This is a genomic window from Gellertiella hungarica (genome assembly GCF_014197145.1).
In the GTDB taxonomy this organism is placed as follows: Bacteria; Pseudomonadota; Alphaproteobacteria; order Rhizobiales; family Rhizobiaceae; genus Gellertiella; species Gellertiella hungarica.
The window spans coordinates 1-26,526 of sequence record NZ_JACIEZ010000006.1 but is presented as its reverse complement, the minus strand read 5'-3'; the positions used below and the strand labels follow the sequence as shown (position 1 = coordinate 26,526).

Below are 26,526 nucleotides of genomic sequence, written 5' to 3'. Positions count from 1 at the left end.
TCCGGCCTCCAGGACAAAAACAAAAGGAGAGACTTATGGCCATCAGAACCGTCGTCTGGGGCGAGAACGTGCATGAGCAGAAGAGCAAGGTGGTCCAGGAGATCTATCCCGACGGCATGCATACCTGCATTGCCCGTGCCCTTGCCGCAGACACCGCCCTTTCCGTGACGACCGCCACGCTTCAGGAGCCCGAACACGGCCTGACGAAGCAGCGCCTGGCCGAGACCGACGTGCTCATCTGGTGGGGCCATGCCGCCCATGGCGACGTGGACGACAAGGTGGTGGAGCGCGTCTGCGAGGCCGTCTGGGCCGGCATGGGCCTCATTTTCCTGCATTCCGCCCATTTCTCCAAGCCGTTCAAGCGGCTGATGGGCGCGCCCTGCAACCTCTCCTGGCGCGAGGCCGGAGAGCGCGAGCGGCTCTGGGTCACCTCGCGGCATCACCCGATCACCCGCGGCCTTCCCGACAGTTTCGAGCTGGAAAACGAGGAGATGTACGGCGAGCCCTTCGGCGTGCCGGAGCCGCTGGAAACGGTCTTCGTCAGCTGGTTCCAGGGCGGCGAGGTGTTCCGCTCGGGCCTCACCTATCGCCGCGGCGCCGGCAACATCTTCTACTTCCGCCCCGGCCACGAGACCTATCCGACCTATCACGACGCCAACGTGCAGACGGTGATCCGCAATGCGGTGCACTGGGCCTTCAACCCGGTCCAGCGCATCGCCGATCCCAATGCCGCGCCGAACGTGCCGGTCGACAAGGCCCCGGAGAAGATCGAGGAGCGCGGCCCGAAGCTGCACAAGGCGGGCGAGGCCGGCCTTCGCTGATCCATGATGCCATCGGGAGGCGGGACGCCCCGTCTCCCTGGCCACCGACGAAAACCGGTCGGACCCGCGCGCATCCGCCAGCCGTCATGCGCCGGGGACGTGCCGACCAGAACTGCTGCTGAAGGGGTGCAGAATGAATATCCAGTCCGGTTTCATCCAGGAGGGGCCGATCCGGGTGCTGATCGTGGGAACGGGCGGCATGGCCCGCACCCATGTGGAAGCCTATCAGGCCATCGAAGGCGTGGAGGTGGTCGGCGGCGTCGATCCGCGGGACGCGCAGCGCGCCCTGTTTCTGGAGCGTCATGGCATTCCCCATGGCTTTGCCTCCATCGAGGACGCGATTGCCTGGGGCGAGTTCGACGCGGTTTCCAACGTCACGCCCGACCAGGTGCATCACGCCACAACGCTGCCCTTCCTGGCGGCGGGCAAGCACGTGCTCTGCGAAAAGCCGCTCGCGACCAGCTACCGCCAGGCGCAGGAAATGGCCGATGCGGCGCGCGCGGCGGGCGTCGTCAACATGGTCAACCTCAGCTACCGGAACGTGCCCGCCCTTCAGGAAGCGGCCAAAATGGTGGCGCGCGGCGACATCGGCACGGTGCGCCATTTCGAGGCCTCCTACCTGCAGAGCTGGCTGACCCAGCCCGCCTGGGGCGACTGGCATACGGAAAGCCAGTGGCTGTGGCGTCTTTCCAAGGCGCACGGCTCCAAGGGCGTGCTCGGCGATGTCGGCATCCACATCATCGATTACGCCACCTTCATCATCGGCAGCGGGGTGAAGGATCTCAACTGCCGCCTCGTCACCTTCGACAAGGCGCCGGGGGGCGTCATCGACCAGTACACGCTCGATGCCAATGACAGTTTCGTCATGCATCTCGGCCTGGAAAACGGCTCCGTCGGCACGATCAGCGCCACCCGCTTCGCCTCCGGCCACCTCAACGACCTCAGGCTCCGGGTCTATGGCGACAAGGGCGGGCTCGAGGTGCTCTTCGAGAAGAAGGAAAGCCACCTGCGCGCCTGTCTCGAGCCGAACCTGATGACGGCCACCTGGGAAGACGTGGAAACGCCCCCCGTCCCCACCGTCTACCAGCGCTTCATCGGCGCCATCCGCGGCACGGACCTGCCGGAGCCGGACTTCGCCCGCGGCGCGGAGCTGCAGCGCGTGCTGGACGAAGCGGAGAAGTTCGAGACGCCGGGCGTTCTGGTCAAGGCCGAGCCGGCGACGGCCGCCGCCGGCTGAGGGAGGGGCCGGTCCGCGGCCCCTTCAGTTGACGGAAACGGGCTTGGAGCGCATCCGCGCAACGGTTTCCCGTTCGGCGCGGCGCAGCCGCACGGGCGGCAGGCCCCTGTCCATGAACTCCATGTCGTCGAGCACCATCTCGCCCATCTTCTTGAAGGCCACGTCGAGTGCGCCGGCCCGGTGCGCGGAGCGGACGAAACCCGTCATCCGCCGCGCCGGGTGGCCGGCCGGCAGGGGTTCTTCCGGCCACACGTCCGACGCGGCGACGATATGGCCGCTCCCGACGGCCTTGAGCAGCGCATCGAAATCCACCACATCGGCCCGCGACAGGAGGATGAAGGCCGCCCCGCGGCGCATCATGCCGAAGCCGGCTTCGCCGAGAAAGGCCCGGTTCTCGCTGGTCACCGCAGCGACGACGAAGACGAAGTCGCTCTCGCGCATCACGGTCTCCAGCCCTGCCGGCTCCACGCCCGCATCCTTCAGCACCGCTTCCGGAATCCAGGGGTCGTAGACCCGGATGCGCGGCCTGAAGCCGGTGAGCACCCGGTGCAGCGCCTTGCCGAGATCGCCATAGCCGACGATGCCGACATCGGCACCGGTGAGCAGCCGCGCGGTGCGGTTGCCGTCGCCGCCCCAGAGCTCGCGGCCCTCGCGGAAGTCGAGATCCGCATCGATCACGCCGCGGGCGAGGTTCAGCGCCATGGCAAGACCGAGCTCCGCGACCGGCACGGCAAAAACCTGTCCTGTTGTGAGCACATGGATGCCGCGCGCAAACACCGTGTCATAGGGCATGTTGTTCAGAAGGTTGCTCTCGACGTTCAGCACGCTCTTCAGGCTCTTCAGCCGGGCGAGCGTCTCTTCCGAAACCGGCGGCTGACCGATGATGTAGCGCGCCTCGGCGAGCACCGCGTCGGGCAGGCCGGGCAAGGCCTCGTCCGTGGTCTCGACGATCCGGTAGCGCGCATGAAGCCGCTTCAGGTTCTCCTCGCTGAAGATGAGGTCGAGGGTGCGCGGCAGCGGGCAGGAAAGAACAAGGGGGCGGGTATCTTCGGTCATCGGTTCCTCTGGAAGGCGGACAGGCACCCGGAGCTAACCAAATGCCGTGCGGCATGACAAGCGCCGGGATCAGCCCACATAGGCGCCATATTCCTCGTCGCTGACCGGCTCCATCCAGTCGGCCGAGCTGCCGTTTTCCGCCTCGTGGACGGCCAGATGGGTCATGGCCGTCCTCGGCCCCGCCCCATGCCAGTGCTTCTCTCCGGCCGGTATCCACACCACGTCTCCCGGGCGGATCGCCTCGATGGGGCCGCCCTCCTTCTGCACCAGTCCCATGCCGGCGGTCACGATCAGCGTCTGCCCGAGCGGATGCGTATGCCAGGCGGTCCGGGCGCCCGGCTCGAAGGTGACGCTGACGATCTTCACCCGCCCCGGCTCCTCGGCCTCGTTGACCGGGTCCTGCCGGACCGTTCCCGTGAAATAGGCGGAATTCACCGCGATCGATGCCCGTGACCCCGCGCGCCTGATGTCCATCGTCCTGTCCTTTCCTGTGCCGGTTGCCTGCAAATGGCCTTGCTCGTGCCCGCCTTGCGCCTTGGATCCGCCGGCTGCCGCTGCAAGCCTTGGGCAAGCCTGCGCAAGCCTGGCGCAATCCAGGAAGCCTATCGTCAACGGCAGCCGAAATGATAGCGGTAATGAAGGGACAATGTCATGTCTAACCAGCCCGAACTGTTTTTCGAACAGCAGGATTTCCAGACCCAGCTCGCACTCACGGAATTCTCCGGCGAGGAACTCACCGAAATCGCCGTCGAGGCCCTCTACCGCGCCTTCGAACTGATGCGCGAGGACGTGGCGCCGGAAACCGTGCACTGATCCGGGCACCGGGCCCGGGCCTTCAGGGCGCCAGGAGCCACTCCTCGAGGGCCGCAATCACCGCCAGGCGGAGTGCCTTTCCCTCCAGCATCGCCCGCGCTATCGCCGGGTCGGTCGGGGCAAGGCCGAGATCGCGGTTGAGCCCGGCAAGATCGATCCCGCGCGCCGTCATCCGCTCCCTGATGCGGCGGGTGCTCTCCTCGGTGAGATAGCGGCCCGTGGCAAGGGGTGCGGCCGCAAGCGGCGCTTCGCCAAGCCACTGCAGAAACTGCATCCGCTCCTCCGGCGTCGCCTTCCTCCAGGATTTCCTCAGCTTGGCCAGCCGGCTCTTGCGTTGCTTTTCCGCCATGACGTCATCCTCGGGGTGAAGGGCCGCCTGCCCATAGCCCGCGGGGGGAGGGGCCCGCAAGGCGCAACCGCTTCGACGCCCGTTCCGTTGCCGCGCTGACCCTTGGACGGTGCTCCACACCGGCCGGAGCAAAGCCAGACGCACAATATGAGGTTGTATACCGGGTCCTGAAGCCGCTGCGCTGCCCTGGCGGGTCAAATCGCCCAAACCCTCGAAATACCGCCGTCTTGACATTCATCAAGTCCTTGGCAGGGGCATTGTTTGTATTGCCTAAATTCGTGATTAAGTTGAATTAATTCATTAATCCATCAATATCAGAAAATAGGCCACACACTCTGATCGCGAATGACTCGCGGAACCTCCCGAACCTGTGGTCTTGCTCCCATGTCTATCCTTGCGAACCTCTCCATCCGCAGCAAGTTCCTTGCCGTCATCGGCTTTCTCGTCGTCCTCATGGGGCTTGGAACAGCGGCGCTTGTTACCGAACTCAAATCCGACACCAGCCGCTACAACCGTTTTCTCGAAAACGACGCCCAGGCTGCGGTGCTGCTGACCGGCGCCAACCGGAACCTTCAGGGCATCGGCTATTCCGCCTACCAGATGCTCGTCTACGACCCCGCGAGCCCCGAGGCGCGCACCGCGACCGAAAACTTCCACATGAATCTCTCCACCTTCGAAAAGCGAATCCAGACGGCCCTGTCGCTGGCGCCGGAATACGAGGGGGAACTGCGCGAAGCCTTCGATACCTTTGCCACGGTCAAGTCGGCGACGACGCTGGCCCTGACGGCGGCCGGCGAGGGGCGCAAGGCCGAGGCGCAGAAGGCGCTGCTTGCCGCTGACGATACCCTGGCGCCGCTCGCCATCAAGATGCGTGGCCTCTCCGACCGCATGAGCGCCGATCTCGTGACCCGCGGCACGGCGCTGAAGGCCGATGCGGATCTGGCGGTTGCGGTCGCGGCCGGCGTGGCAGGCGCCGTCATCCTGGTGGCGCTGGGACTTGCCTATGCGGTCGCGACCCTCGGCGTCGCCCGTCCGCTTCATACGGTCACCGCCCGGCTGCAGGCGCTCGCGGCCGGGGATACCGAAAGCCCCATCCTCGGCGCGTCCCGCAAGGACGAGATCGGCACCATCGCCACGGCCCTTTCCGTCTTCCGCGATGCGGCCCTGGCAAAGGCGCGGCTGGAGGGCGAAGCCGAGGACGAAAAGCGCAGTGCCGAGGAATCCCGCCTCAAGCGCGAGGAGCATCGGCTGCGCGAGGAAGGGGAACTGCGCCAGGCGATCACCGCTCTCGGCGACGGGCTGCGGCGTCTGGCGGAAGGCGATTTCGCCAATCCCATCGGCGAGGCTTTTGCGCCGCAGCTCGACGGGCTGCGCGTCGACTACAACAACACGGTGGAAACGCTGAGCGGCACGCTCCAGCAGGTCCGCCAGAATGCGCAGGCCATGACCGCGGGCTCCATGGAGATCCGCGTCGCTGCCGACGATCTGTCCAAGCGCACCGAAAAGCAGGCGGCCTCGGTCGAGGAGACCGCCGCCGCGCTGGAGGAGATCACCATCAACGTGCGGGATGCGTCCAGCCGCGCCAGCGAGGCCGGCGCCCTCGTCCTCCGGGCAAAGGGCAATGCGGAACGCTCCGGCGAGATCGTCCGCAATGCCATCAAGGCCATGAGCGCCATCGAGCGGTCGTCCAGCGAGATCGTCAACATCATCTCGGTGATCGACGAGATCGCCTTCCAGACCAATCTTCTGGCGCTGAATGCGGGCGTGGAAGCGGCACGCGCCGGAGAGGCCGGAAAGGGCTTTGCCGTCGTCGCCCAGGAGGTGCGCGAGCTCGCCCAGCGCTCCGCCGCCGCCGCAAAGGAGATCAAGGCGCTGATCGGCACCTCCACCGAGCAGGTGGGCGAGGGCGTGACCCTCGTTTCCGATACCGGCAATGCGCTCAGCGCCATCGTCGGCGAGGTGCAGGAGATCAACCGCCTCGTCGCGGCCATCGTGGAATCGGCAAGGGAGCAATCGAACGCGCTCAACGCCATCAACACCGCGATCAACACCATCGACCAGAACACCCAGCAGAATGCGGCGATGGTGGAGCAGTCGAGCGCGGCGAGCAACAGTCTGGCGCGGGAGGCCGATTCTCTCAACCAGCTGGTCCTGCGCTTCCGCACCGGTAGCGAAGCGCCGGCGCCGCTTGCCCAAAGGGCCGCTTCGCGCATGCCGGCCGCACCGGCGGCACCGGTCGCTGCACGCCGCCGCCCCGTCGAGAGCGGGAACACGGCCCTGAAGTTCGACGACTGGACCGAGTTCTGAGAATCACGAAGGCCGGGGCTCATGCGCCGGCCTTCGCGCCAGAGGAAACTGTACGCCCCTGCGCCCCGTGCTATAAGCCAGACGGCAAGGGGAGGGGCAGAATGGCAGACAGGGCTGAAGGGACGCGTCTTGCGGCGCGGATACTCGTCGAGGGAACGGCCGAGGGCAGGGTCCTGCGCTCCGACATGCCGATTTCCTTCTGGGGCGGGGTCGATGCCTTCACCGGCGTGGTGATCGACCGCAACCATCCGCTTTTCGGAGAGAGCATCGCGGGGCGCATCCTCGCCATTCCCGGCGGTCGCGGTTCCTGCACCGGCAGCAGCGTGCTAATGGAGCTGCTCCTGAACGGCCATGGCCCGGCTGCCCTCATCTTCTCGCAGCCGGAGGAAATCCTCACCCTGGGCGTGATCGTCGCCGAGGAAATGTTCGGCACGTCGATCCCCGTCCTCCAGCTGCATGCGGATGCCTTCGCGCAGCTCCGCCCGGGGGACTCCGCGTCCATCGCCGAGGGGGTGCTTCATCTGGCCCGAGCCCCGGCGGATTTCTGGGGAAGCGGGGATCATCCCCCACCGCCGGCGCCGGACGTGACCCCGGAATTCTCCGAGGCGGACCGTGGCCTGCTCGAGGGGAAAGAGGGCGCGGCGGCGGCAATGGCCATGCGCATCATCCGCCGGATGGCCGTGCTTCAGGGCGCACCCCGGCTGATCGATGTCAGCCGCGCCCATATCGACGGGTGCATCTATACCGGCGCCGCAAGCCTGCGCTTTGCCGAGACGCTCGCCGGTCTCGGAGGCCGGGTCAGGGTGCCGACCACGCTCAACGCCATTTCCGTCGATCAGCGCCGCTGGACGGAGCATGGCACCGATCCCGCACTCGCAAGACCCGCCTCCGCGCTTGCGGACGCCTATGTGGCGATGGGCGCCCAGCCGAGCTTCACCTGCGCACCCTATCTGCTCGACGCGGTGCCGACGACCGGCGACGACATCGCCTGGGCCGAATCGAACGCCGTCGTCTTCGCCAACAGCGTGCTCGGCGCCCGCACGGTGAAGTATCCCGATTACATGGATCTCTGCATTGCGCTGACCGGCCGCGCGCCTCTGGCCGGGCCGCACCGCCGGGAAAACAGGAAGGTCGCCCTCAGGATCGTCCTTCCCTTTCCGGCCGGGGCAGACGATTCCTTCTGGCCGCTCGCCGGCTATCGCGTGGGTCTCCTTTCGCCTGCAGCCATTCCGCTTGTGGAAGGGCTCGAAGAGGCCAGGCCCTCCGCCGACGATCTCAAGGCCTTCAGCGCCGCCTTCGGCACCACCTCCGGCGCGCCGATGTTCCACATGGCGGGCGTCACGCCCGAGGCCGCGCTCGAGCAGTCATCCGCGGATGGGCTTGCGCGCATCCTCGTCAGCCTCGAGGACCTGCAGGCAAGCTGGCGGGCGCTCAACCGGGCGGAGGAAACCCGCATCGATCTCGTGGCGCTCGGGAACCCGCATTTCTCGATCACCGAGTTCGAGGCGCTCGCCAAGCTGGTCGAGGGGCGCGAGCGCCGGCCGGATGTCGCGGTCGTCGTGACGACGGGGCGTGCGACCGAGGCCGCGATGAAGCGGCGGGGCCTTGCCGATCCGCTCGCCCGCTTCGGGGTGCGCGTCGTCACCGATGCCTGCTGGTGCACGGTCAGCGAGCCGGTCGTGCCGCCCGCGGCGCGCACGATCCTCACCAATTCCGGGAAATACGCCCATTACGGGCCGGGTCTGTCCGGCCGGGGGCTCCGCTTCGCCGCACTTGCCGATTGCGTGGAGGCGGCAACCACGGGCTATTCGAGAAACGGGCCGCCCGCCTGGCTTGCCGGCTGAGGGGGCCTCAGGCTTCGCCGCCGAGATCGTAGGGCGTGGCGACCGCCACCCGCGACGGCGCGACGCGGAACTCTGCCGGCAGCATCCTGTTGTGGCCGAGGATCAGCTGGCAGGCGCTTCGCGCATCCTGGCGCAGGTCATGGTGGATCACGAAGCTGATCGCCTCCCGCGCCAGAAGCGCGCGGTTTTCCGCGTCGAGATCATGGGCGGCGAAGACGCTGACCGGCCGTCCGCGCTCCCGGAAGGCGCCGAGGATCGCCCGGTTTCCGCCACCCGGCGAGTAGACCGCCCGGATTGCCCCGTGCCGGTCGAGCGCCTCGCCGACGAGGCGGCCGGTGGTTCGGTCGATGCCGAAGCCTTCCGATACCTTGACGATGCCGAGATGGGGGAAGCGGCCCTCGAGCGCCGCCCGGAAACCCTCCACCCGTTCTTCCTCTCCCGAAAACAGCGCGCTGGAGACCACGACCAGCACGAGCCCCTGCTCCGGGCCCGCCATGCGCCCCAGCAGATAGGCGGCGGTCGAGCCCGCCGCCCGGTTGTCCATGCCCACATAGCCGAGACGCGCATGGGCCGGCAGATCGGTGACGAGCGTCACGACGGGAATGCCCGCCTGCTGCAGGCGGAGTGCCAGGTCGGTGGTCTCCTCCGTGGAGGGCGCCTTGAGGGCGACCCCGTGGCTTCCGCGCCGGATGATCGAGCGGATGATGGAGGCGAGCTCTCCCGCGGCGCGGGTCTCCGCCACGTGGAAGCGGGCGGTGAAGGAGGCGGGGCGCATGCCCGGCAACTCGGCCTCGAAGGCGGCGCGCACCGCATCGGAGAAGCGCCTCGGCGTTTCCATCACCACGTCGATCGTCATCCGGCGGCCGGCAAGGCGGGCGGCGGCATACTGGACCTCGAGCTCCGCAATGGCGGCCTCCACCCGGGCCCGCGTCGCATCGCTGACGCCGGACCTTCCGTGCCAGGCCCGGTCGACGGTCGCGAGGCTGAGACCCGCCTGCAGCGCGATGTCCTTCAGCGGAAAGGGCGGCTTCATGATCCTGAGGTGATTTTGAGGTGTTTCCACACTTTCGCTACCCGCTCTTTTGCCTAGTATCAAGTCCAGCACGCCAGGAAATCCGAGGGAGGAACAGGGATGGACCAGCGCACACTTGCCAGCCGCCGCCGCGAGAAGGTCTGGCTTTCCGCCGATAGCGGCTCGCTCGACGCCTTCCGGGCGCTCGTCGAGCGTGAGGCGAAGCTTACCGACTGGCCCTTCGCGGCGCGCATCGAGAAGAACGTCCTGATCTACGACGGGGAGCGCGTGCGGTCGGCCGCCTCCGATCCGGAGGCCCGCCGCGAGCTGATGGCGGAATGGGTCGAGGCCTTCTCCGACGGGCCGGGCGTCATCGTCATCAAGAACGCGCTCACCGATCACGCCGTCATCGACCGCGCGTCCGCGGTGTTCGAGGAGATCATCGCGCAGGAGAAGCAGGGCGGAAAGGTTGCCGGCGACCACTTCGCCAAGCCGGGCGCCAACGACCGCATCTGGAACTCGCTGGAAAAGCACTGCCTGAAGGACCCGGACAATTTCGCCCGCTACTACGCCTCCGACGCGATCGCGCTGGCGAGCGAGGCCTGGCTTGGCCGCGGATACCAGATGACGGCGCAGATGAACCGGGTCAATCCGGGCGGAGCGGCGCAGAAGCCGCATCGCGACTACCATCTGGGCTTCATGTCGCCGGCGCAGATGCAGGACTTCCCCGGCCATATCCACGCCATTTCCCCGGTGCTGACGCTGCAGGGCGCGGTTGCCCATTGCGACATGCCGCTGGAAAGCGGGCCGACCCTGCTGCTGCCCTTCTCGCAATCCTTCTTCGAGGGTTACATCGCCTTCGGCCGGCCGGAATTCCAGGCCTATTTCGCGGAGCATCACGTGCAGCTGCCGCTCGAGAAGGGCGACGCGCTGTTCTTCAACCCCGCCCTGATGCACGGGGCCGGCAACAACGTGTCGAAGGACATCTACCGGATGGCGAACCTGCTGCAGGTTTCCTCCGCTTTCGGCCGGGCGATGGAAAGCGTCAACCGCGCGCGCATGGTCGTGCGGCTCTATCCGGCGCTGCTGGAAGCGGCCCGCAGCGGCAGCCTCGGGCCGCGGGCGATTGCCAATGCCGTTGCCGCCAGCGCCGAGGGCTATGCCTTCCCCACCAATCTCGACAGCGACCCGCCGGTCGGCGGTCTCGCGCCGAAGACCCAGGCCGCCCACATGATGGAAGCGCTGGAGGCACGGCTCGATCCGGATGCCTTCGCCTCGATGATTGCAGCCCACGCCGCGCGCCGCGAAGCCTGATCCCGCGCTCCCCACCGGTTGCGAAGGTCATGGGTCCTTCGTCCGGAACGAGACGGCCGATGCCCTCCCGGGACCGGCCGTCTCGCTTGCTTTCCCGAAAGGTTCGGCTATCGTCCGCCCGACCTTCATGACTGACCGGCAGGCCCCCCCTTGTCCGCCCGCCGCCGAACGGAATGCCCTTCCATGAGCAAGAACGACCCTTCCGGCGCCGATGCCGCGGCCGAGACCCTGATCGACGCGGAGGTGGACGACCTGCCGGCGCCCGCACCGCCGGCGGGCCTTTCCGGTCTGTCCCGGCTTGTCCTGGGCATCAGCCTCGTGCTCATCGCCTTCAATCTCCGGCCGGTCTTCTCCAGCGCCTCCGCACTGCTGCCGGAAATCCGCACGGCCTTCGGCCTGTCGCCGCTCGGGGCAAGCCTGCTGACAACGCTGCCGGTGGTCTGCCTCGGCGCCTTCTCGCCCTTCGCGCCGCGCCTTGCGCAGCGCTTCGGCAGCGAGCGCACGCTGCTGGGCGTCCTCCTTCTCCTCGGGCTCGGCACGGCGATGCGCGGGCTTTCCTCCGTGTCGCTGCTCTTCCTCGGCACCGGTTTCGCAGGGGCGAAGATTGCGGTCGGCAACGTGCTGCTCCCGGGCCTCGTCAAGCGGGATTTCGCCGAAAGGGCGGCGCTGATGACCGGTTGCTACACCATGGCGCTTTGCGCAGGGGCTGCCAGTGCGGCTGGCCTCAGCCTGCCCATCGAGGAAGCCCTCGGCGGCTCGACCGCCGCCGCGCTTGCCGCCTGGGCGCTGCCGGCCTTCGCGGTCACGCTTCTGTGGCTGCCGCAGGTCGTGAGGAGCGGCCGCCTCCCCAGACGGGCGGGTTTCAGGGTCGAGGGGCTGTGGCGGGATCGTCTCGCCTGGCATGTGACGCTGTTCATGGGCCTGCAATCGGCGCTCGCCTATTGCGTCTTCGGATGGCTGGTGCCGATCCTGCGCGAACGGGGCATCGAGGCGGTCACCGCCGGCGGCATCGTGTCGGTCTCGGTCATGGTGCAGGCCCTTGCCTGCCTTGTGGCGCCCCATCTGGCGGTGCGCGGGCGGGACCAGCGGCTCATCAATGTCGCGCTCGTCGCCGTGGCGGTGGTGGCGCTGCTCGGCCTTCTCTTCGCGCCCATCGGCATGGTGTGGTTCTTCGCGGTGCTCCAGGGCATCGGCCAGGGCGGGCTGATCGCCGTGGCGCTCACGGTCATCGTGCTGCGCTCGGGCGATTCCCATGTGGCGGCCCATCTCTCGGGCATGGCGCAATGCGTGGGCTATCTGCTGGCGGCCATCGGTCCGCTGATCGTCGGGCTGATCCGCAGCACGACCGGCAGTTTCGCGGGCAGCGCGGTGCTGTTCGTGGCGCTGGGCCTCGGTGCGGCGCTGAATGGCTGGCTTGCCGGCAAGGCAGAGCATGTGAAGGCCCGCACCGTCGAGCCTTCCTAGGGCTTTTCCCGCACCGCCGGGACGGGGCGGAAAACTTCCGCTCGCTTCGCGCAGAGAAAATTGTCACCCTGCCTGTAACGGGAGAGGCCTCTCCCGCGTAAGGGAAGACATGGGAGTGACGCAAACCGCACGCGAAACGGAATGGGCATCCTGGCTGCGCCTTTCGATGGAAGGGGACGCGCAGGCCTATCACCGTTTCCTGATGGCGCTTTCGCCCTATCTGCGCTCGATCGCGAGGCAGCGCTGCTTTGCCTACGGGGCGCCCGAGAGCGAGGCGGAGGACATCGTGCAGGAAGTGCTGCTGGCGGTACACCTGAAGCGGGGCACCTGGGATCCAGAGCGTCCGCTCGGGCCCTGGCTGTCGGCGATCATCCGCAACAAGCTGATCGACAGCCTGCGGCGCAAGGGCCGACGCATCAGCGTCGGGCTGGACGAGGTGGCCGACGGACTGGCTGCCGAAGAGCCCGGCGAAATCTCCGACCGGCTGGATGCCGAGCAGGTGCTCGGCAGGCTGAAGGGGCCGCAACGGGACATCGTGCGTTCCATATCCATCGACGGGGCAAGCGTGCGGGATACGGCAGGGCGTCTCGGCATGAGCGAGGGGGCGGTGCGGGTGGCGCTGCATCGTGCCCTGAAATCACTGGCAGCCATCTATCGAGGTGACGCATGAGGACGGAAGAGCTGATCAGGCTGATGGCCGAGGATGCGCCCGGCGTGGCGCGGCTGCGGCCCGCCGTGCTCTCGGCCATGGCGGGGGGCGCCGTTTTCTCCGCGCTTCTGCTCGTTCTCACGCTCGGCCTGCGCGAAGACATGGCCGTGATGCTGTTTTCCCCGCGCGTGGCGTTCAAGCTGGCGGCAACGCTCCTGCTCGCCGGCCTTGCCTGCCGGCTTGCCCTGCTTGCGGGCCGGCCGGGCGTTGCGCTCGCGCGGGAGGCACGGGTGCTCCTCCTGCCGGCACTCGTCCTTGGCGCTGCGGTCCTCACCGAGCTTGCCGTGCTTGCCCCTGGCGTCCGGATGCAGAGCCTGATCGGCGCGCATGCGGGCTTCTGCCTCTTCTTCATTCCGGTGCTGTCGGCGGTCCCGCTTGCTGCCCTTCTCGCCATGATGAGGCGCGGCGCACCGGAAAATCCCGCCGGCGCGGGCGCGGTGGCGGGACTGGCCGCGGGCTCCATCGCGGCGGCGATCTATGCATGGCACTTCACCGATGACAGCCCGCTCTTCGTGGCGACCTGGTATCTGCTTGCCATCGCGCTCGTGGCATCCGCCGGGGCAGCTGCAGGCGTCCGTCTGCTGCGCTGGTAGATCCGCGGGCGAAACCGGCGGGGGCATGCCCCGCCGGCGGTCACGGTCTCAGCGGGCGGGCGGCGAATAGATCAGGCCGCCCTTGTTCCAGAGATTGTTGAGGCCGCGGTCGATCTTGAGCGCGCTCGAGGTGCCGAGATTGCGCTCGAACATCTCGCCGTAATTGCCGACCGCCGCGACGGCCTGGCCTGCCCACTTCATGTCGAGCCCGAGCTCCTTGCCGGCTTCGCCATCCACGCCGAGGAAGCGCTTCTGGGTTGCCGTGCCCTTTTCCATCAGCGAGGCGACGCTGTCCTTCGTGATGCCGATCTCTTCGGCTTCGATCAGCGCGAAGAGCGTCCAGCGCACGATCTTGAACCACTGGTCGTCGCCCTGGCGGACCGCCGGGCCGAGCGGCTCCTTGGAGATGACCTCCGGCAGCACCACGTAATTGTCGGGATCGGTGAGCGCGAGGCGCTGCGCGTAGAGGGCCGAGGCATCCGTGGTGTACACGTCGCAACGCCCGGTGCTGAAGGCCTGGATCGTCTGGTCGGGCCGCTCGAAGGTGATGACGGAATACTTGATGCCGTTGGCGCCGAAATAATCCGCCATGTTCTGCTCGGTGGTCGTGCCGGTCTCCGTGCAGACGGAAGCGCCGTCGAGTTCGCGCGCGCTCTTTACGCCGAGATCCTTGCGCGTCATGAAGGCCTGGCCGTCGTAATAGGTCACGCCGACGAAGCTCATGCCCATGTCCACGTCGCGGGACAGCGTCCAGGTGGTCTGGCGCGACAGAAGATCGACTTCGCCCGACTGGAGCGCGGTGAAGCGTTCCTTGGTCGACAGCGGCACGAACTTCACCTTCTGCGGATCGCCGAGAACGGCGGCTGCCACCGCGCGGCAGAAATCCACGTCGAAGCCCGTCCAGTTGCCCTGGTCGTCAGGGGCGGAAAAGCCGGCAACGCCCTGGCTTACCCCGCATTGCAGCACGCCGCGCTCCTTCACGATGTCGAGCGTGGCGGCCCGTGCCGTTCCCGTGGCGCAGAGCGCCAGCATGCATGCCATTCCCAATGTCGTCTTCATGTCCCGTTCCTCCTCTGATTCTGGACATAGTTCTCCCGTTCCGGAACCCGCGCCGAAGACGCAGGATCCGGTTGCTCGAAAAGCCCGAACTGTCGACTGTGTGGCTTCGCCGTGCCCCTATGCCAGGACGGCGGCGAAGGTATCCTCGAGGACCTCGATGAGGAGGTCCGCATTGGCCCGCGTGAAGATCATCGCCGGGCGCATCTTCAGGACGTTGTCATGGGGTCCTTCCGTGCCCATGAGGATGCCCCGCTCGCGCGCACCGTTGGAAACCGCGCGGGCAATCTCCGTGGCCGGGGTCTTCGTCTTCCGGTCGGTCACCAGCTCGATGCCGAGGAAGAGACCCATGCCGCGCACGTCGCCGATCACCTCGAAGCGGTCCTGCATGCGCCGGAAGGCCGCCATCAGGTAGTTGCCGATCTCCAGCGCATTGGCGCGCAGATCGCCGTCCTCTATGACATCGAGCACCGCAAGGCCGACCGCGGAGGACACCGGGTTGCCGCCAAAGGTGTTGAAGAATTCCATGCCGTTGTCGAAGGCCTCGGAAATCTCGCGGGTCGTGACGACGGCGGCCATCGGATGACCGTTGCCGATCGGCTTGCCCATGGTGACGATGTCGGGCACGACGCCCTGCGTCTCGAAGGCCCACCAGTGGCTGCCGACGCGGCCGAAGCCCACCTGCACCTCGTCCGCGATGCAGACGCCGCCGGCCTCGCGGATCATGCGGTAGACCTCCTGCAGGTAGCCTTCCGGCAGGAAGACCTGCCCCGCCACGCTGGGGATGGATTCGGCGATGAAGAAGCCGGGCTTCTCGCCCCTGCCGCGCAGGTCCTCGATGATGGCCGCGACGCTCTCGGCATAGCGCCTGCCATGCTCCTCGACCGGCCAGTCGGACGGCGCGCGGTAGCTGTCGGGCACGGGTGCCACGTGGACGTGGGGCTTGCGGCCCTTGCCGCCCTTGCGGTTGAACTTGTAGGCGCTGATGTCGATCAGCTCCTGCGTGGTGCCGTGATAGGCCCAGTCGAGAACGACGGCCTGCTCGCTGCCGGTCCTGGCCCGCATCAGCCGCAGCGCCACCGTGTTTGCCTCGGAGCCGCTGTTGACGAAGCCGGCGACGGTCAGCTCCTTCGGCAGGGTCGCGGTCAGGCGCTCGGCATAGCGCACGATGTTGTCGTGCAGGTAGCGGGTGTTCGTGTTGAGGATCGCGGCCTGGCGGGCCAGCGCTTCCACAACCCGGGGATGGGCATGGCCCACATGGCAGACATTGTTGAAGCAGTCGAGATAGGCACGGCCGCGATCGTCGATCAGCCAGACGCCTTCGCCGCGGACGAACTTGATCGGCCTGTCGTAGGAAATGGAGAGGTTCGGCAGCAGGAGCTCCCGGCGCCGGGCCACGATCTCCTCGCGGCTCATGCCCTCGGACCGGTAGAATTCCGGTGCGACCCCGGCAAAGGTGCTGGCATCGGGGAACAGCTCGGCCCAGACATCCATGTAGGCCTCCTCGCCGACACCGAGGATGGCGGTGGCGGAAAGCCGGGTGTCGGCGGAGACCTGCAGATGCAGGTGCGGCGCCCAGCCGCCATTCTCCTTCGGTGCGCCCATGTGCCCGACGAGGGCACCCGCCTCCAGCCGCTGGCCGGGTTTCAGCCGGTCCATGGCCTCATGCGCCATGTGGCCCCAGAGCGTGACGAAGGCCGGTGCGCCCTCGGGCTCGTGCAGGAGCGATATCAGGCATCCGTAACCGAGCGGGTCGTGCTCGATCTCGACGCTGCGCACGGTGGCGGCGACGGGGGTGTAGAGGGGCGTGCCCGCCGCCATGAAGAGGTCGAGGCCGAGATGCCGGACGCGGCGCGTCTCTGCCCGGAAGCGGGAGACGAACATCTCGCCCTGATAGACGGTGCGCTTCTCGCCGAAGGGGCCGATGCCGAGCGCGGCGCCGGTCTCGCGGCAGGCCTCTTCCCAGATGGCCTGCGCCCGATCCGGCTCCTCGGCGGCGGACGCGACCGTCATCGGGTGGGCGGGATCGCCATAGGGCACGAGCGCGGCGGGGTAGAAGGCCGCCGGCCGCTCGAGAAGCGGCTTCAGCGCGCGGCGGTTTGCCTCGATCCAGTCGCGCACGGCGCTGGCGCCCTTCACGGCTTCCAGCCCGCAGGCCTTGCGCAGGATGGCGGTGAAGAAGAGCGGGTTCATCCGGTCGAGCTTGCGCAGATAGTCCCAGGCACCGCGCTCGCTGACCGAGAGATAGGGATTGCCGGCGCTGGCGAGGCGACGAGAGGCCGAGATGGTGACCGAGGTCACGAGCCGCATCGCGATGAGATCGTAGATGAGCTCGATCTCCTCTTCCTCCACGGGGAAGGCCGCGTGATACCCGGCAAGGATGGCCGCCGCGGTATCGACCGGTGCGGGATGATCGAGCCCCGCATAGGCCGCGGCAATGGCGATATCCGCAATCAGCGGACCATGCAGCGCATCGCCGAAATCGATGAGGCCGGAAACGCCTTTCCCGTCGGCGGAAACCAGCACGTTCCAGTCGTTGGCATCGTTGTGGAGAATGCCGGCGCGCTGGGCAAGCAGCCTGTCCTTCACCCCGCCTTCGAAGCGGTCGAGGAAGCGCTCGAGAATGGCCCGGTCCTTCTCGTCCGCCACATGGGACAGACGGGTGCGGGACCGGTCCGCATGGGCGAGATGCCAGTCGATGTCGCGCAGGCTGCCCGCATGCATGAAGCCGCGGGTGGCGCGGGCAAATTCGCCGAGCACCCGGCCGAGATCGCGCAGCACCGCCTCGCTCCGCTCCGTTTCGGCCAGCGGCGTGCCCTCGACCCAGCGCACGAGCCGGAGGCGGTGGACGAGACCGCCGGCCCCATGGGCCTCCGCCAGGAAACCGCCGCCGAGCGCGGGCACGAGATGCGGCACGGGAAGGGAGGGGGCGGCGTGGCCGAGATGGTCGAGAAGTGCCGTCTGGAAATCGCTTTCGATCACCGGCTCCGAGGCATTCACGATCTTCAGGATGAAGGTCTCGCCGGCTTCGGATTTCACCTTGAAGTTCTGGTCACGCTCGCTTTCGAGCGGGGAGAGGCTGCCGCGGATGCCGAAATGGGTTTCGAGCAGCGACCGTGCCTCCTCCGGGGTAAAGGTGGGGGTGGTCTTCAGCATGTCGTTCATCGGGGCACTCCGGTCTGTCATGGGGTGGGAGAGTTGCACGGCTCGTTCTCTTTCGCATCCGGCAACACGTCGGTTGCACCGTCAAAGTGTCCGGTATAACCAGCATATTGTCGGCGATCCAGAGGGGGATTTCATGCAGGACATCGACGCCATCGACCGGACCATCCTCAGCATCCTTTCCCGCGAGGCCCGCATTCCCATGAAGACGCTTGCCGGGCGCATCGGGCTGTCGCGCAGCGCCACCACGGAGCGCGTCACGCGGCTGGAAAAAACCGGGGTGATCCGTGGCTACCGGGCGGATATCGGCCAGCTCGACGAGGGCACCATCGAGTTCATCCTGCTCGTCACCCTCAAGCGGACCCCGGCGCTCGGCGTGCTCGACCGTCTCGCGGGATTTCCGGCGGTGAAGCGCGTTTCCTCGGTCAGCGGCCAGATCGATCTGGTGATCGAGGCGAGCGTCTCCTCGGTCAATGCGCTGAACGAGTTCCGCAATGCGGTGGCGACGATGGAGGGTGTCGAGGACCTGACGACGACGATCGTGCTCAGGCGCGACATCGACCGCTCGTGACACCTCAGGGGCGCACGAGACGGTAAGCGCGGGTTGACGGTTCGAAATCCCGCACGACGAAGCCGTCGGCAAAGGCGCGCTCGAATTCGGCGCGGCTTTCGAGGCGAAGGCGGGTGGCGGTTTCGGGATCGGCGGTCATGGCCTCCTCGAAGCCCTGGGGGATGACGATCTCGAGAATGTCGCCCGACAGCGCCAGCGGCTCGCGGTCACCGAGCGCACGCCGCTCCACGGCGGGATCGTCGAGATGCCAGTCGAGGCGAAGCCTGTCCGACGGCGCGCCGCTGTTGATGCCGGTCATCTCGCCGTAGAAATCCTGGTAATAGGTGGAGGCCTGGCCGCCGAGAACGCGGATGTTCAGGGCCGCATTGGTGAGGCGGAGCGGGTCGTAGGTCCAGCGTATCCGGCGGATGCCGTTATCGAGGCACCAGCGGCGCTGGTAGCGCTTGAGCCCTGCGCCGAGGCCGAGGCCGCGCGCCTCCGGCAGCACGGCGAGGCGGTGGGAATACTGCACTTCGGGGTCGCGCGTCGGAAAGCCGAAGACATAGCCCAGCAGGCGGCCCTGGCGGAACGCGCCTCCCACGAGCCCGCCCTCGTTCTGCACGACCATCATGAGATCGAAGGGATCTTCCTTGTCGCCCTCGCCCCAGACCGTCCGCTGCATCTCTTCCGCCGCCTTGAACTCCGCAATTCCCTTCAGCGGGCGGTATTCGATGTCGGTCATGGAGAGAAGCTTTCCTTGGAAAGGGTAATGGTCTCGATGAAGTCCCAGTCGGGCGAAACGCCGATGCCGGTTCCTGCCGGAACGGGCATGCGCCCGTTCTCCGTCTCGAGCCTTTCATGGATCAGGTCGCGGGCAAAATAGCGGCTTGCGGAGGATGTGTCACCGGGCTTGGAGAAATTGGGCAGCGTCGACAGATGGATGTTGTGCGCCCGGCCGATGCCCGATTCCAGCATGCCGCCGCACCAGACCGGCACGTCGAAGGCCGCGCAGAGATCGTGGATCCTGAGCGATTCGAGATAGCCGCCGACGCGGCCCACCTTGATGTTGATGACCCGTGCCGCATCGATCTGCAGCGCCTTGCGGGCATCGCGCGCGCTGCGGATGCTCTCGTCCAGGCAGATCGGCGTCGAGACCCGGCGCTGGAGCGTGGCGTGGTCCTGAATGTCGTTCCAGGCGAGCGGCTGCTCGATATAGTCGATCCCGTAGGCATCGAGCCTGGCGAGCTTGCCGCTGTCGGCGAGCGTGTAGGCGCTGTTGGCATCGACGCTGAGGGCGGTTTCGGGAAAGGCGCGGCGCACCGCATCCACCAGCGCCACGTCATGGCCGGGCTTGATCTTCAGCTTGATCCGTCGGTAGCCCTGTTCCACATGGCGGCGGACCCGCTCCAGCGTCTCCTCGACGGGGCCGATGCCCAGCGAAACGCCCACGTCGATGGCGTCGCCCGCACCGCCGAGAAGCGTCTTCATCGGCAGGCCGAGCGATTTCGCCCAGAGATCGAAGAAGGCCATCTCGACCATCGCCTTGGTCATGTAATGGCCGCGCCAGGGCGCGAGAAGCCGCTCGACCGCCTGCGGGTTGTCGAAGGTCTGGCCGATCACCTGCGGCAGCAGCACATCGCGCAGAAGCGCCATCCCGCCCGCGATCTGTTCGTCCAGATAGTCGGGCAGGGGGTCCATCACCCCTTCGGAATAACCCTCGATGCCGTTCGCGCGGAGCGTCAGCAGGGGGATGATCTTCTCGTACATCGTCCCCGTGGAAATGGTGAACGGCGTGAGCAGCTCGAGCCGCACGAGGCGCAGCTCGGCGCCGTCGATCCGCAAACCCTGTTTCATTCCTGCCAGCACCTTCGTCCTCCAGACCGGGGCCATCCCCGCCGCGATTGCCTTGCCACCGTCGGGATCGTCATGCGATCCGGGGAATGAAGGAAATCTTTCAAAATTGACCGAGAGAAACATTTCTGCCAGATTTCATCGGGAAAGAAAAGAGGACAGGCCATTGACCGAGCGGCTGCCTTCGCAACCGGATCTGCAGCGCATGCTGAACGAAAGCCTGACCGGCGCCACGCGCACGGAGCGGGCCATCGCCAGCTACATGCTGAACAATCTCACCGGGCTGCCCTTCGAGACGGCAGCCTCCATCGCGGCAAAGATCGGGGTGAGCGAGGCCAGCATCAGCCGCTACTGCAAGGCGCTGGGGCTCCGGCACTTCCGGGCGCTCAAGGACCTGCTGCGGTCCGATCTCGGCGACCGCGCCTGGCTGATCGGCGACCGGCTGCGGGATTTTCACGCCCGGTCGGCCTCCGCGGGCAAGGTGGAGAAGGCGAAGGCGCTGGAGCGCGAGATCGCCGCCATCGTCGCGGTCTACGAACTCGCCGAAACGGCCGATTTCGCCCGCGCCGTGGATCGTCTCGCCCATGCGCCAAAGGTGTTCGTCGCGGGCTTCCAGACGGAGCGGCATCACGGCTACGATCTGGCACACAATCTCCAGTACCTCCGGGACGGGGTGCAGGTGGCGGATCTGGCCGCCGGTCACTTTGCCGAGGTGCTGCTGTCCGACCCCGCCGAGACCTGCCTTGTCCTGATCGACGGGCGGCGCTATTCGCGGCTCACCTGGCGGCTGGCCGTGGAGGCGCGGGATGCCGGCATCCCCGTGACCCTCATCACCGACCCCTATTGCGACTGGGGGCGCGAGCTTGCCAGCGAACTCCTCACGGTCCAGACCAATCTCAACCGCTTCTGGGACACGACCTCCGCCATGTCCTGCCTGATCTCGCTGATGGTCAACGCGGTCTTCACCGCCCTCGGCGCCGACGTGGAGGAGCGGATGACGCGCGTCTCCTCGCTCTATCACAAGATGATCGGCCATGCGGGGGACCGCAGCGGCCCCGACCGGTAGGCCGCCTTTCAGGCATCCTGACAGCACCGACAGTATTTTTGGCTTTTCTTGCGGGCCTCCCGTGGCACTCTTCCGCCATCGACGGCGATTGGGAGAGAACCATGGACGACGCCACGAAACCTGTCACCCTTCTGGCAGAGGACGCGCCGGTGCGCGCCAGGCCTTCGACCTATCCGGAGCCGTTTCGCAGCCGTGTTTCCGGGCGGGTCAAGCAGCCGCTCGGCGATCTCTTCGGCCTTTCGAATTTCGGCGTTAACCGCACGACGCTGGCACCCGGGGCGGAATCGGCCATCCTGCATCGCCACAGCCGGCAGGACGAATTCGTCTATGTGCTCGAGGGCCATCCGACCCTCGTGACCGACCGGGGGGACTATCCGCTTTCGCCCGGCATGTGCGCGGGCTTTCCCGCAAACGGCATCGCCCACCAGCTCGTCAACCGCACCGATCGCCCCGTCATCTATCTGGAGATCGGCGACCGCACGCCGGGAGACGAGGGCACCTATCCGCTCGACGATCTCAAGGCCGTGCAGGACGAGGCGGGGCGCTGGGTGTTCCAGCACAAGGACGGCACGCCCTATTGATGCCGACGCTCTGCCGGCACGTCTTGACAGGGCCCGAAAATAGGTAGAACGGTATACCTAGTTCAGGAGATTCCCGATGCCGGCCAGAGCCCCCGCCAGAGACCGCCTTCTGCAGGCCGCCGCAGAGCTCTTCTACCGCGACGGCGTGGCGGCGACGGGCATCGACACGATCACCGCCCATGCCGGCGTGGCCAAGATGAGCCTATACAACAACTTTTCCAGCAAGGCCGATCTGGTGAAGGCCTATCTGGAAGGCCGTTGTGCCGAGTGGGATCAGGTGCGGGAGGAGCGTCTGGCCGCTGCCCGCACGCCGCGCGAGCGGGTGCTGGCGGTCTTCGATTCCTATGTCGACCATGCCCATCTCGCCTATGCCTGGGGCTTCAGGGGATGCGGCCTGCTGAATGCCGCTGCCGAGCTTCCCGTCGGCGACCCCGGACGCCGGACGGTTGCGGCGCAGAAGGAGGAGGTCGAGCGGCTCTTTTCTCTCTACCTCTCGCAGATGCGGCCGGGCGAGGAGGCCGCCGTCGCCTCGCTCGCCGAACATCTTTCCTTCCTTCTCGAGGGTGCCATGGCCCGGGCCGGCCTCGAAGGCCATGACGAGCGGCTGAAATCCGCGCGCCGGATCGCCGTTTCGCTGCTCGATGCCTTCTGAGCCGTCCTCTCTCTCCCCTTTCCCGTGAAAGCCGCTCCATGACCCTTGCGACGACCGCTGCGAAAAGCCCATCCGGTGGCTGGATGCCCTTCTTCCTCATGCTTCTGGTGGAGGCGGCGCTCATCGTCTGCTGGAGCGCCGGTTTTGTCGGAACACGCTTTGCGGTAGCCCATGCGCCGATCTTTCTCGTCCTGCTCTGGCGCAACCTCATCTCCGGTCTTCTGCTGCTGCCCTTCGCCCTGACGATGGGCGGGCGCCTTTCCGCAAGGGATATCGGCGCCCATGCCTTCTTCGGCGCGCTCGGCATGGGCTTCTATCTGGCGAGTTTCGCGCAGGCACTTGCCATGGGCGTGCCGACGGGCCTCGTGGCCCTCATCTCCGACATGCTGCCGCTCGCGGTGGCTCTCCTGTCATGGCCGATCCTCGGCCAGGCCCTCAATGCCCGGCAATGGCTGGGCTCGGCGATCGGACTGGGCGGCGTGCTGATTGCGTCCGGCGCGTCGCTCTCCCTCGGCAACGTACCGGTCTGGTCCTATGGCCTGCCCGTGCTCGGCACGCTCTGCTTTGCGCTCGTAACCCTCTTCCATGCCCGCAGCGCCACCCGGGGCATCCCGATCCACCAGAGCCTCTGCATCCAGTGCCTTTCGGCAGCGGCCATCTTTGCGGTGCTGGCCTGGCACGAGGGCGGCGTCCTGCCCCCGGCGGATGCGGAATTCGCTGCCGGCATTCTCTGGCTGGTTCTGGTCGCCACCTTCGGCGCCTGGAGCCTCTATTACATCGCGCTGCGGAAATCCTCGCCCGCAAGGGTAACGGCGGTTCTCTATCTCAGCCCGCCGGTGACGCTGATCTGGGCGTGGATCATGTTCCGGGAGCCGCTCTCCTGGTCCATGGTCGCAGGCCTTCTGGTCTCGCTCTTCGGGATCGTCATCTTTACCCGCGGAGAAAAACCGAGGCGCTGAGAACAGGCGCAGGCGGTGAAGGCCGGCCCGGCTGTCGCCCCGGTCCGGGCGCGCAACAACGTGCTGTTTCGGCAACACATTCCGGCGATATGCCGCGAAATGGCCACTCCTTTGCGGCGATGACAAACTTGTGTGCCGATTGGACGTTGCTACGGGGCGTCGCGCGAACAAGTATCGCTGTGACTGAATTTTCCCGTTTGAATCTGCCAGAGATAGAAAAATCCATGTTTGATCCGCCCCTCTCCCGTCGTGCCTTCCTGCTGGGGACCCTGTCCGCAACCGGTGTTCTTGCGGGATGCACCACGCCGCGATACGTGCCGGTTGCCGCGCCGCCGGTGCCGCAGTTTGCCACGCGGCCGGTTCTTGCGCCCGAGGATCCGGAGCTCGAGGCCATCTACGGGCCTGTCGTCGATGACGGCTTCATGATTCCCCCGGTGCCCTATCAGAAGATCGATCCGAAATTCTACCGCCAGCGCGTGCCCGATCCGACGGGCGAACCCCCGGGAACCGTGGTCGTCGATACGCCGGAGCGCCTTCTCTACGTGGTCGAGCCCGGCGGAACCGCGATGCGCTACGGTGTCGGCATCGGCCGCGAAGGCTTTGCCTGGGAGGGCGAGGGCATCATCCACTGGCGGCAGAAATGGCCGCGCTGGAAGCCGCCGGCGGAAATGGTGGCGCGCCAGCCGCAGCTGGCCCAGTACTCCATCGAGAAGGGCGGCATGCCACCGGGGCTCGACAATCCGCTCGGCGCCCGCGCCCTCTACATCTTCCAGAACGGCAAGGACACGCTCTATCGCCTGCACGGAAGCCCGGAATGGCGCTCCATCGGCAAGGCGGTCTCCTCCGGCTGCGTGCGGCTGATGAACCAGGACGTGATCGATCTCTACGAGCGCGTTCCCTATCACGCGCGCATCGTCGTGCGGCAGTAGCGGCCGGAAAAAGGCCGGGAGGCCCGCTCCGGGGCCGCCGGCGCCACCCGCCTTCGGCCGCGCATCATGACGCTGCGGCCGATGCGGTTCCGCCCGAGAAAGATCATCGCCACGCCCGGCACCCGCAAAGGGCCGGGAACGACCGCCGGATGCAGCGTCACCGCCGCCTGCCGAGCGGCCGCAGGCAAACCACCCACGCCGTTACCGGCAGCGGGCCGGAAGCGCGAGAGGGGATGGTCAAGGAAAATCAGGGAGATGGCGGACAGAGAGTCCGCCAATAGCGAATTATCGTTATGTATCATACTCTATCAAGCAGTGTTTTAAAGCACTGATTTAATTTGCTTTTTTCGATGATTGCGCAAATCTGTTATGTTACACCCTGTCAATTCATATCAGGCAATTCTTGAATTTGTGATGGGCTGAGTGATGGGCTAGGAATCCAGCCCATCACAACCGAACGGGAAGAAATCCATGCTCAGCGATGCAAGGGCGCGGAAGATAAACGCAGGTGACAAGCCCATATCCGACACATCTGTCCGGGGCCTTTATCTCTTTCCCTCTTCGATCAGCGGTACCGGCAAATGGGTGCTCCGATACAAGTCTCCTGAAACCGGCAAGCGAAGGGATATGGGTCTCGGGATCTATCCGGTCGTGCCGATCCGCGATGTACGGGCGAAAGCCTTTGCCCTGCGCCAGCAGATTGAGGATGGGGTTGATCCTCTGGAGCAGCGCAGGCGTGAACAGGAGGCGCTGAAGAAGGAGGCTGAAATCCCGACTTTTGAAGCAGCGGCCCGCGCTTTTCATACCGATCATGCCGCCGGTTTTCGCAATGCCAAACACAAGGACCAATGGATCAATACCCTTGCGGCGGAGGTCTTTCCACGGATTGGCACAACGCGTGTGGACCAGCTCACCGCTGCTGATTTTGCCGACTGCCTGAAACCGATCTGGCTTTCAAAGGCAGAAACCGCCTCCAGAGTGCGGCAACGGTGCGATGCGGTCATGAAGTGGTGCGCGGCCCGCGGCTTTATCGTTGCGAGTCCGGTCTCGGTCGTGGACAAGCTGCTGCCCAAGCAGCCCGGCAAGCGAGAGCGGGTTGAGCATCAGCCTGCCATGCCCTGGCGGCTCGTGCCCGGATTTGTTCGCAATCATCTGCATCACGGCAAGCGAACAGTCTCATGCCTCATGCTGGAACTTGTTATCCTGACGGCGGTTCGTTCCGGCGAACTTCGTCTGATGAGCTGGGATGAGTTGGATTTCAGGACCGCAATCTGGACTATTCCGGCAAGTCGGATGAAGGCAAAGCAGGCACACCGGGTTCCTCTCACACCCTATTGCCTGGCGCTGCTCAAAGACCTGCGCAAAGTGGAAGAGGCCCATATTCTAGCGGGTGCAGCGCCAGGCAGGCTTGTCTTCCGGACACGCAAGGACACGGCTTATTCGGACATGATCCTGACGAAGTTTCTTCGCGACAAGAAGGCTGAAAGCGATACGCCCGGCCGTATTGCGACCGCGCACGGCTTCCGCTCCAGTTTCCGGGACTGGGCATCGGAGAGCGGATATTCCCGCGATCTTGCCGAACGCGCCCTTGCCCATACAATCCGAAATGCACGGAAGCTGCCTATCACCGCACCGATCTTCTCGATCAGCGGCGCGCCATGATGGAAGACTGGGAGCGTTTTGTCCTCGGTAAACGGGTGCGAGCCCAAAATTCTCTGCCGAAACTACATCTACGCTGACTTCTCAATCCGGCCGCACGTGAAAACATGCTTCAAACAAAATTCGCCTTACATCTTCGTTTGCTGTAATTCTAGCACCTCTCTCCTGCGTTCAGTTACAGGAGGATTGAGATACAGAACTTTCCAATAATATATCATGATTACAGGAATCCTAGCCTCAATAGAACTGGTTATGCCTAGGCTGGTTGGTTAGAATTCTATTCATTCGCTCCAGGAATGGTCCTTGTTAATGCTCCGACCGCTTTCTTTTGGGGCGGTGTACTTTCTGATAGGCCCGGCCGGGAATGCCGCGGATACCGGTTTCTGTTGCGGCTGGACCGTGAATTCTGATCTGATAGGCTGTCCCTGCTGGCGCGCTGTCGGGATGTGAGAGCGGCGGTGCAAAATTAGTCCACGGTAGCGGCGGGATAGTCCCGCCTCGGGCGGCGTAAAAGTCGGCCACCTATTTTCCTTCTGCGACGC

The 26,526-nt window shown here is 66.2% G+C and carries 25 protein-coding genes and 1 pseudogene; 17 read left to right on the top strand and 9 right to left on the bottom strand.

Annotated features, from left to right (window positions below):
* The first annotated feature begins 35 nt into the window (after positions 1-35).
* Positions 36-821 carry a ThuA domain-containing protein gene (locus GGR23_RS14840; RefSeq protein ID WP_183367091.1) on the top strand — a complete coding sequence of 262 codons (786 nt, stop codon included), beginning with the start codon at positions 36-38 and terminating at the stop codon, positions 819-821.
* A gap of 133 nt (positions 822-954) precedes the next feature.
* Complete coding sequence (locus GGR23_RS14835; RefSeq protein ID WP_183367090.1) at positions 955-2,058, top strand: Gfo/Idh/MocA family protein; 1,104 nt, start codon at positions 955-957, stop codon at positions 2,056-2,058.
* 24 nt (positions 2,059-2,082) lie between these two features.
* On the opposite strand, the gene GGR23_RS14830 is transcribed toward GGR23_RS14835, so the two are convergent.
* Positions 2,083-3,114, bottom strand: coding sequence for a hydroxyacid dehydrogenase (locus GGR23_RS14830; RefSeq protein WP_183367089.1), 1,032 nt, complete (start codon positions 3,112-3,114; stop codon positions 2,083-2,085).
* A gap of 69 nt (positions 3,115-3,183) precedes the next feature.
* Positions 3,184-3,588: a (R)-mandelonitrile lyase gene (locus GGR23_RS14825; RefSeq protein WP_183367088.1), complete on the bottom strand. Its 405-nt coding sequence runs from the start codon at positions 3,586-3,588 to the stop codon at positions 3,184-3,186.
* Between the two features lie 177 nt (positions 3,589-3,765).
* On the opposite strand from GGR23_RS14825, the gene GGR23_RS14820 reads away from it, so the two are divergent.
* Positions 3,766-3,927, top strand: a complete 162-nt coding sequence (locus GGR23_RS14820) for a hypothetical protein (RefSeq protein WP_183367087.1) — start codon at positions 3,766-3,768, stop codon at positions 3,925-3,927.
* Between the two features lie 22 nt (positions 3,928-3,949).
* On the opposite strand, the gene GGR23_RS14815 is transcribed toward GGR23_RS14820, so the two are convergent.
* Positions 3,950-4,276, bottom strand: coding sequence for a hypothetical protein (locus tag GGR23_RS14815; protein ID WP_183367086.1), 327 nt, complete (start codon positions 4,274-4,276; stop codon positions 3,950-3,952).
* Positions 4,277-4,621: 345 nt separating this feature from the next.
* Between GGR23_RS14815 and GGR23_RS23630 the strand changes: the two are divergent.
* From GGR23_RS23630 to lhpI, 3 genes and pseudogenes are all read left to right on the top strand, one after another.
* Positions 4,622-5,425, top strand: a pseudogene (locus GGR23_RS23630) (HAMP domain-containing protein); the annotation flags it as partial.
* Positions 5,426-5,719: 294 nt separating this feature from the next.
* Positions 5,720-6,583: a methyl-accepting chemotaxis protein gene (locus tag GGR23_RS23625; protein WP_382340236.1), complete on the top strand. Its 864-nt coding sequence runs from the start codon at positions 5,720-5,722 to the stop codon at positions 6,581-6,583.
* Positions 6,584-6,684: 101 nt separating this feature from the next.
* The gene (gene lhpI, locus GGR23_RS14805) at positions 6,685-8,427 is read left to right on the top strand and encodes a cis-3-hydroxy-L-proline dehydratase (protein ID WP_183367084.1); all 1,743 of its coding nucleotides are present in this window, start codon (positions 6,685-6,687) and stop codon (positions 8,425-8,427) included.
* 7 nt (positions 8,428-8,434) lie between these two features.
* Here the strand turns inward: lhpI and GGR23_RS14800 are convergent, their stop codons facing one another.
* Positions 8,435-9,460 (bottom strand): LacI family DNA-binding transcriptional regulator, encoded by a 1,026-nt coding sequence (locus GGR23_RS14800; RefSeq protein ID WP_183367083.1) that lies wholly within the window; start codon positions 9,458-9,460, stop codon positions 8,435-8,437.
* Between the two features lie 99 nt (positions 9,461-9,559).
* On the opposite strand from GGR23_RS14800, the gene GGR23_RS14795 reads away from it, so the two are divergent.
* From GGR23_RS14795 to GGR23_RS14780, 4 genes are all read left to right on the top strand, one after another.
* Positions 9,560-10,753, top strand: a complete 1,194-nt coding sequence (locus GGR23_RS14795) for a phytanoyl-CoA dioxygenase family protein (protein WP_183367082.1) — start codon at positions 9,560-9,562, stop codon at positions 10,751-10,753.
* 183 nt (positions 10,754-10,936) lie between these two features.
* On the top strand, positions 10,937-12,217 hold the full coding sequence (locus GGR23_RS14790) for a CynX/NimT family MFS transporter (RefSeq protein ID WP_183367081.1): 1,281 nt from the start codon (positions 10,937-10,939) through the stop codon (positions 12,215-12,217).
* Between the two features lie 115 nt (positions 12,218-12,332).
* A complete protein-coding gene (locus GGR23_RS14785) occupies positions 12,333-12,887 on the top strand; it encodes a sigma-70 family RNA polymerase sigma factor (RefSeq protein ID WP_183367080.1) in 555 nt (184 codons plus the stop codon).
* Complete coding sequence (locus GGR23_RS14780) at positions 12,884-13,519, top strand: NrsF family protein (protein WP_183367079.1); 636 nt, start codon at positions 12,884-12,886, stop codon at positions 13,517-13,519. Before GGR23_RS14785 ends, GGR23_RS14780 begins: the two co-directional genes overlap by 4 nt.
* Before the next feature lie 48 nt (positions 13,520-13,567).
* Here the strand turns inward: GGR23_RS14780 and GGR23_RS14775 are convergent, their stop codons facing one another.
* Complete coding sequence (locus tag GGR23_RS14775; protein WP_183367078.1) at positions 13,568-14,578, bottom strand: amino acid ABC transporter substrate-binding protein; 1,011 nt, start codon at positions 14,576-14,578, stop codon at positions 13,568-13,570.
* 117 nt (positions 14,579-14,695) lie between these two features.
* Positions 14,696-17,740, bottom strand: coding sequence for an aminotransferase class III-fold pyridoxal phosphate-dependent enzyme (locus GGR23_RS14770; protein WP_183367077.1), 3,045 nt, complete (start codon positions 17,738-17,740; stop codon positions 14,696-14,698).
* 133 nt (positions 17,741-17,873) lie between these two features.
* Between GGR23_RS14770 and GGR23_RS14765 the strand changes: the two genes are divergently transcribed.
* On the top strand, positions 17,874-18,308 hold the full coding sequence (locus GGR23_RS14765; protein ID WP_183367076.1) for an Lrp/AsnC family transcriptional regulator: 435 nt from the start codon (positions 17,874-17,876) through the stop codon (positions 18,306-18,308).
* Positions 18,309-18,312: 4 nt separating this feature from the next.
* On the opposite strand, the gene GGR23_RS14760 is transcribed toward GGR23_RS14765, so the two are convergent.
* Positions 18,313-19,029, bottom strand: a complete 717-nt coding sequence (locus GGR23_RS14760; RefSeq protein ID WP_183367075.1) for a GNAT family N-acetyltransferase — start codon at positions 19,027-19,029, stop codon at positions 18,313-18,315.
* Positions 19,026-20,141 carry an o-succinylbenzoate synthase gene (gene menC, locus GGR23_RS14755; RefSeq protein ID WP_183367074.1) on the bottom strand — a complete coding sequence of 372 codons (1,116 nt, stop codon included), beginning with the start codon at positions 20,139-20,141 and terminating at the stop codon, positions 19,026-19,028. The genes GGR23_RS14760 and menC overlap by 4 nt, the downstream gene beginning before the upstream one ends.
* 163 nt (positions 20,142-20,304) lie before the next feature.
* Here menC and GGR23_RS14750 point away from each other — a divergent pair, with 163 nt between their 5' ends.
* The 5 genes from GGR23_RS14750 (at position 20,305) to GGR23_RS14730 (ending at position 24,325) form a co-directional block, all read left to right on the top strand.
* Positions 20,305-21,204, top strand: a complete 900-nt coding sequence (locus GGR23_RS14750; protein ID WP_246365533.1) for a MurR/RpiR family transcriptional regulator — start codon at positions 20,305-20,307, stop codon at positions 21,202-21,204.
* A 101-nt stretch (positions 21,205-21,305) separates the two neighbouring features.
* Positions 21,306-21,785, top strand: coding sequence for a cupin domain-containing protein (locus GGR23_RS14745; protein WP_183367073.1), 480 nt, complete (start codon positions 21,306-21,308; stop codon positions 21,783-21,785).
* Between the two features lie 76 nt (positions 21,786-21,861).
* Positions 21,862-22,437, top strand: coding sequence for a TetR/AcrR family transcriptional regulator (locus tag GGR23_RS14740; RefSeq protein WP_183367072.1), 576 nt, complete (start codon positions 21,862-21,864; stop codon positions 22,435-22,437).
* 38 nt (positions 22,438-22,475) lie between these two features.
* Positions 22,476-23,396: a DMT family transporter gene (locus tag GGR23_RS14735; RefSeq protein ID WP_183367071.1), complete on the top strand. Its 921-nt coding sequence runs from the start codon at positions 22,476-22,478 to the stop codon at positions 23,394-23,396.
* 224 nt (positions 23,397-23,620) lie between these two features.
* On the top strand, positions 23,621-24,325 hold the full coding sequence (locus GGR23_RS14730; protein WP_183367070.1) for a L,D-transpeptidase: 705 nt from the start codon (positions 23,621-23,623) through the stop codon (positions 24,323-24,325).
* Here GGR23_RS14730 and GGR23_RS14725 read toward each other — a convergent pair.
* Positions 24,298-24,603 carry a hypothetical protein gene (locus GGR23_RS14725; protein ID WP_183367069.1) on the bottom strand — a complete coding sequence of 102 codons (306 nt, stop codon included), beginning with the start codon at positions 24,601-24,603 and terminating at the stop codon, positions 24,298-24,300. The genes GGR23_RS14730 and GGR23_RS14725 overlap by 28 nt on opposite strands.
* Positions 24,604-24,796: 193 nt before the next feature.
* Here GGR23_RS14725 and GGR23_RS14720 point away from each other — a divergent pair, with 193 nt between their 5' ends.
* Positions 24,797-25,987, top strand: coding sequence for a tyrosine-type recombinase/integrase (locus GGR23_RS14720; protein WP_246365530.1), 1,191 nt, complete (start codon positions 24,797-24,799; stop codon positions 25,985-25,987).
* Positions 25,988-26,526 lie beyond the last annotated feature (539 nt).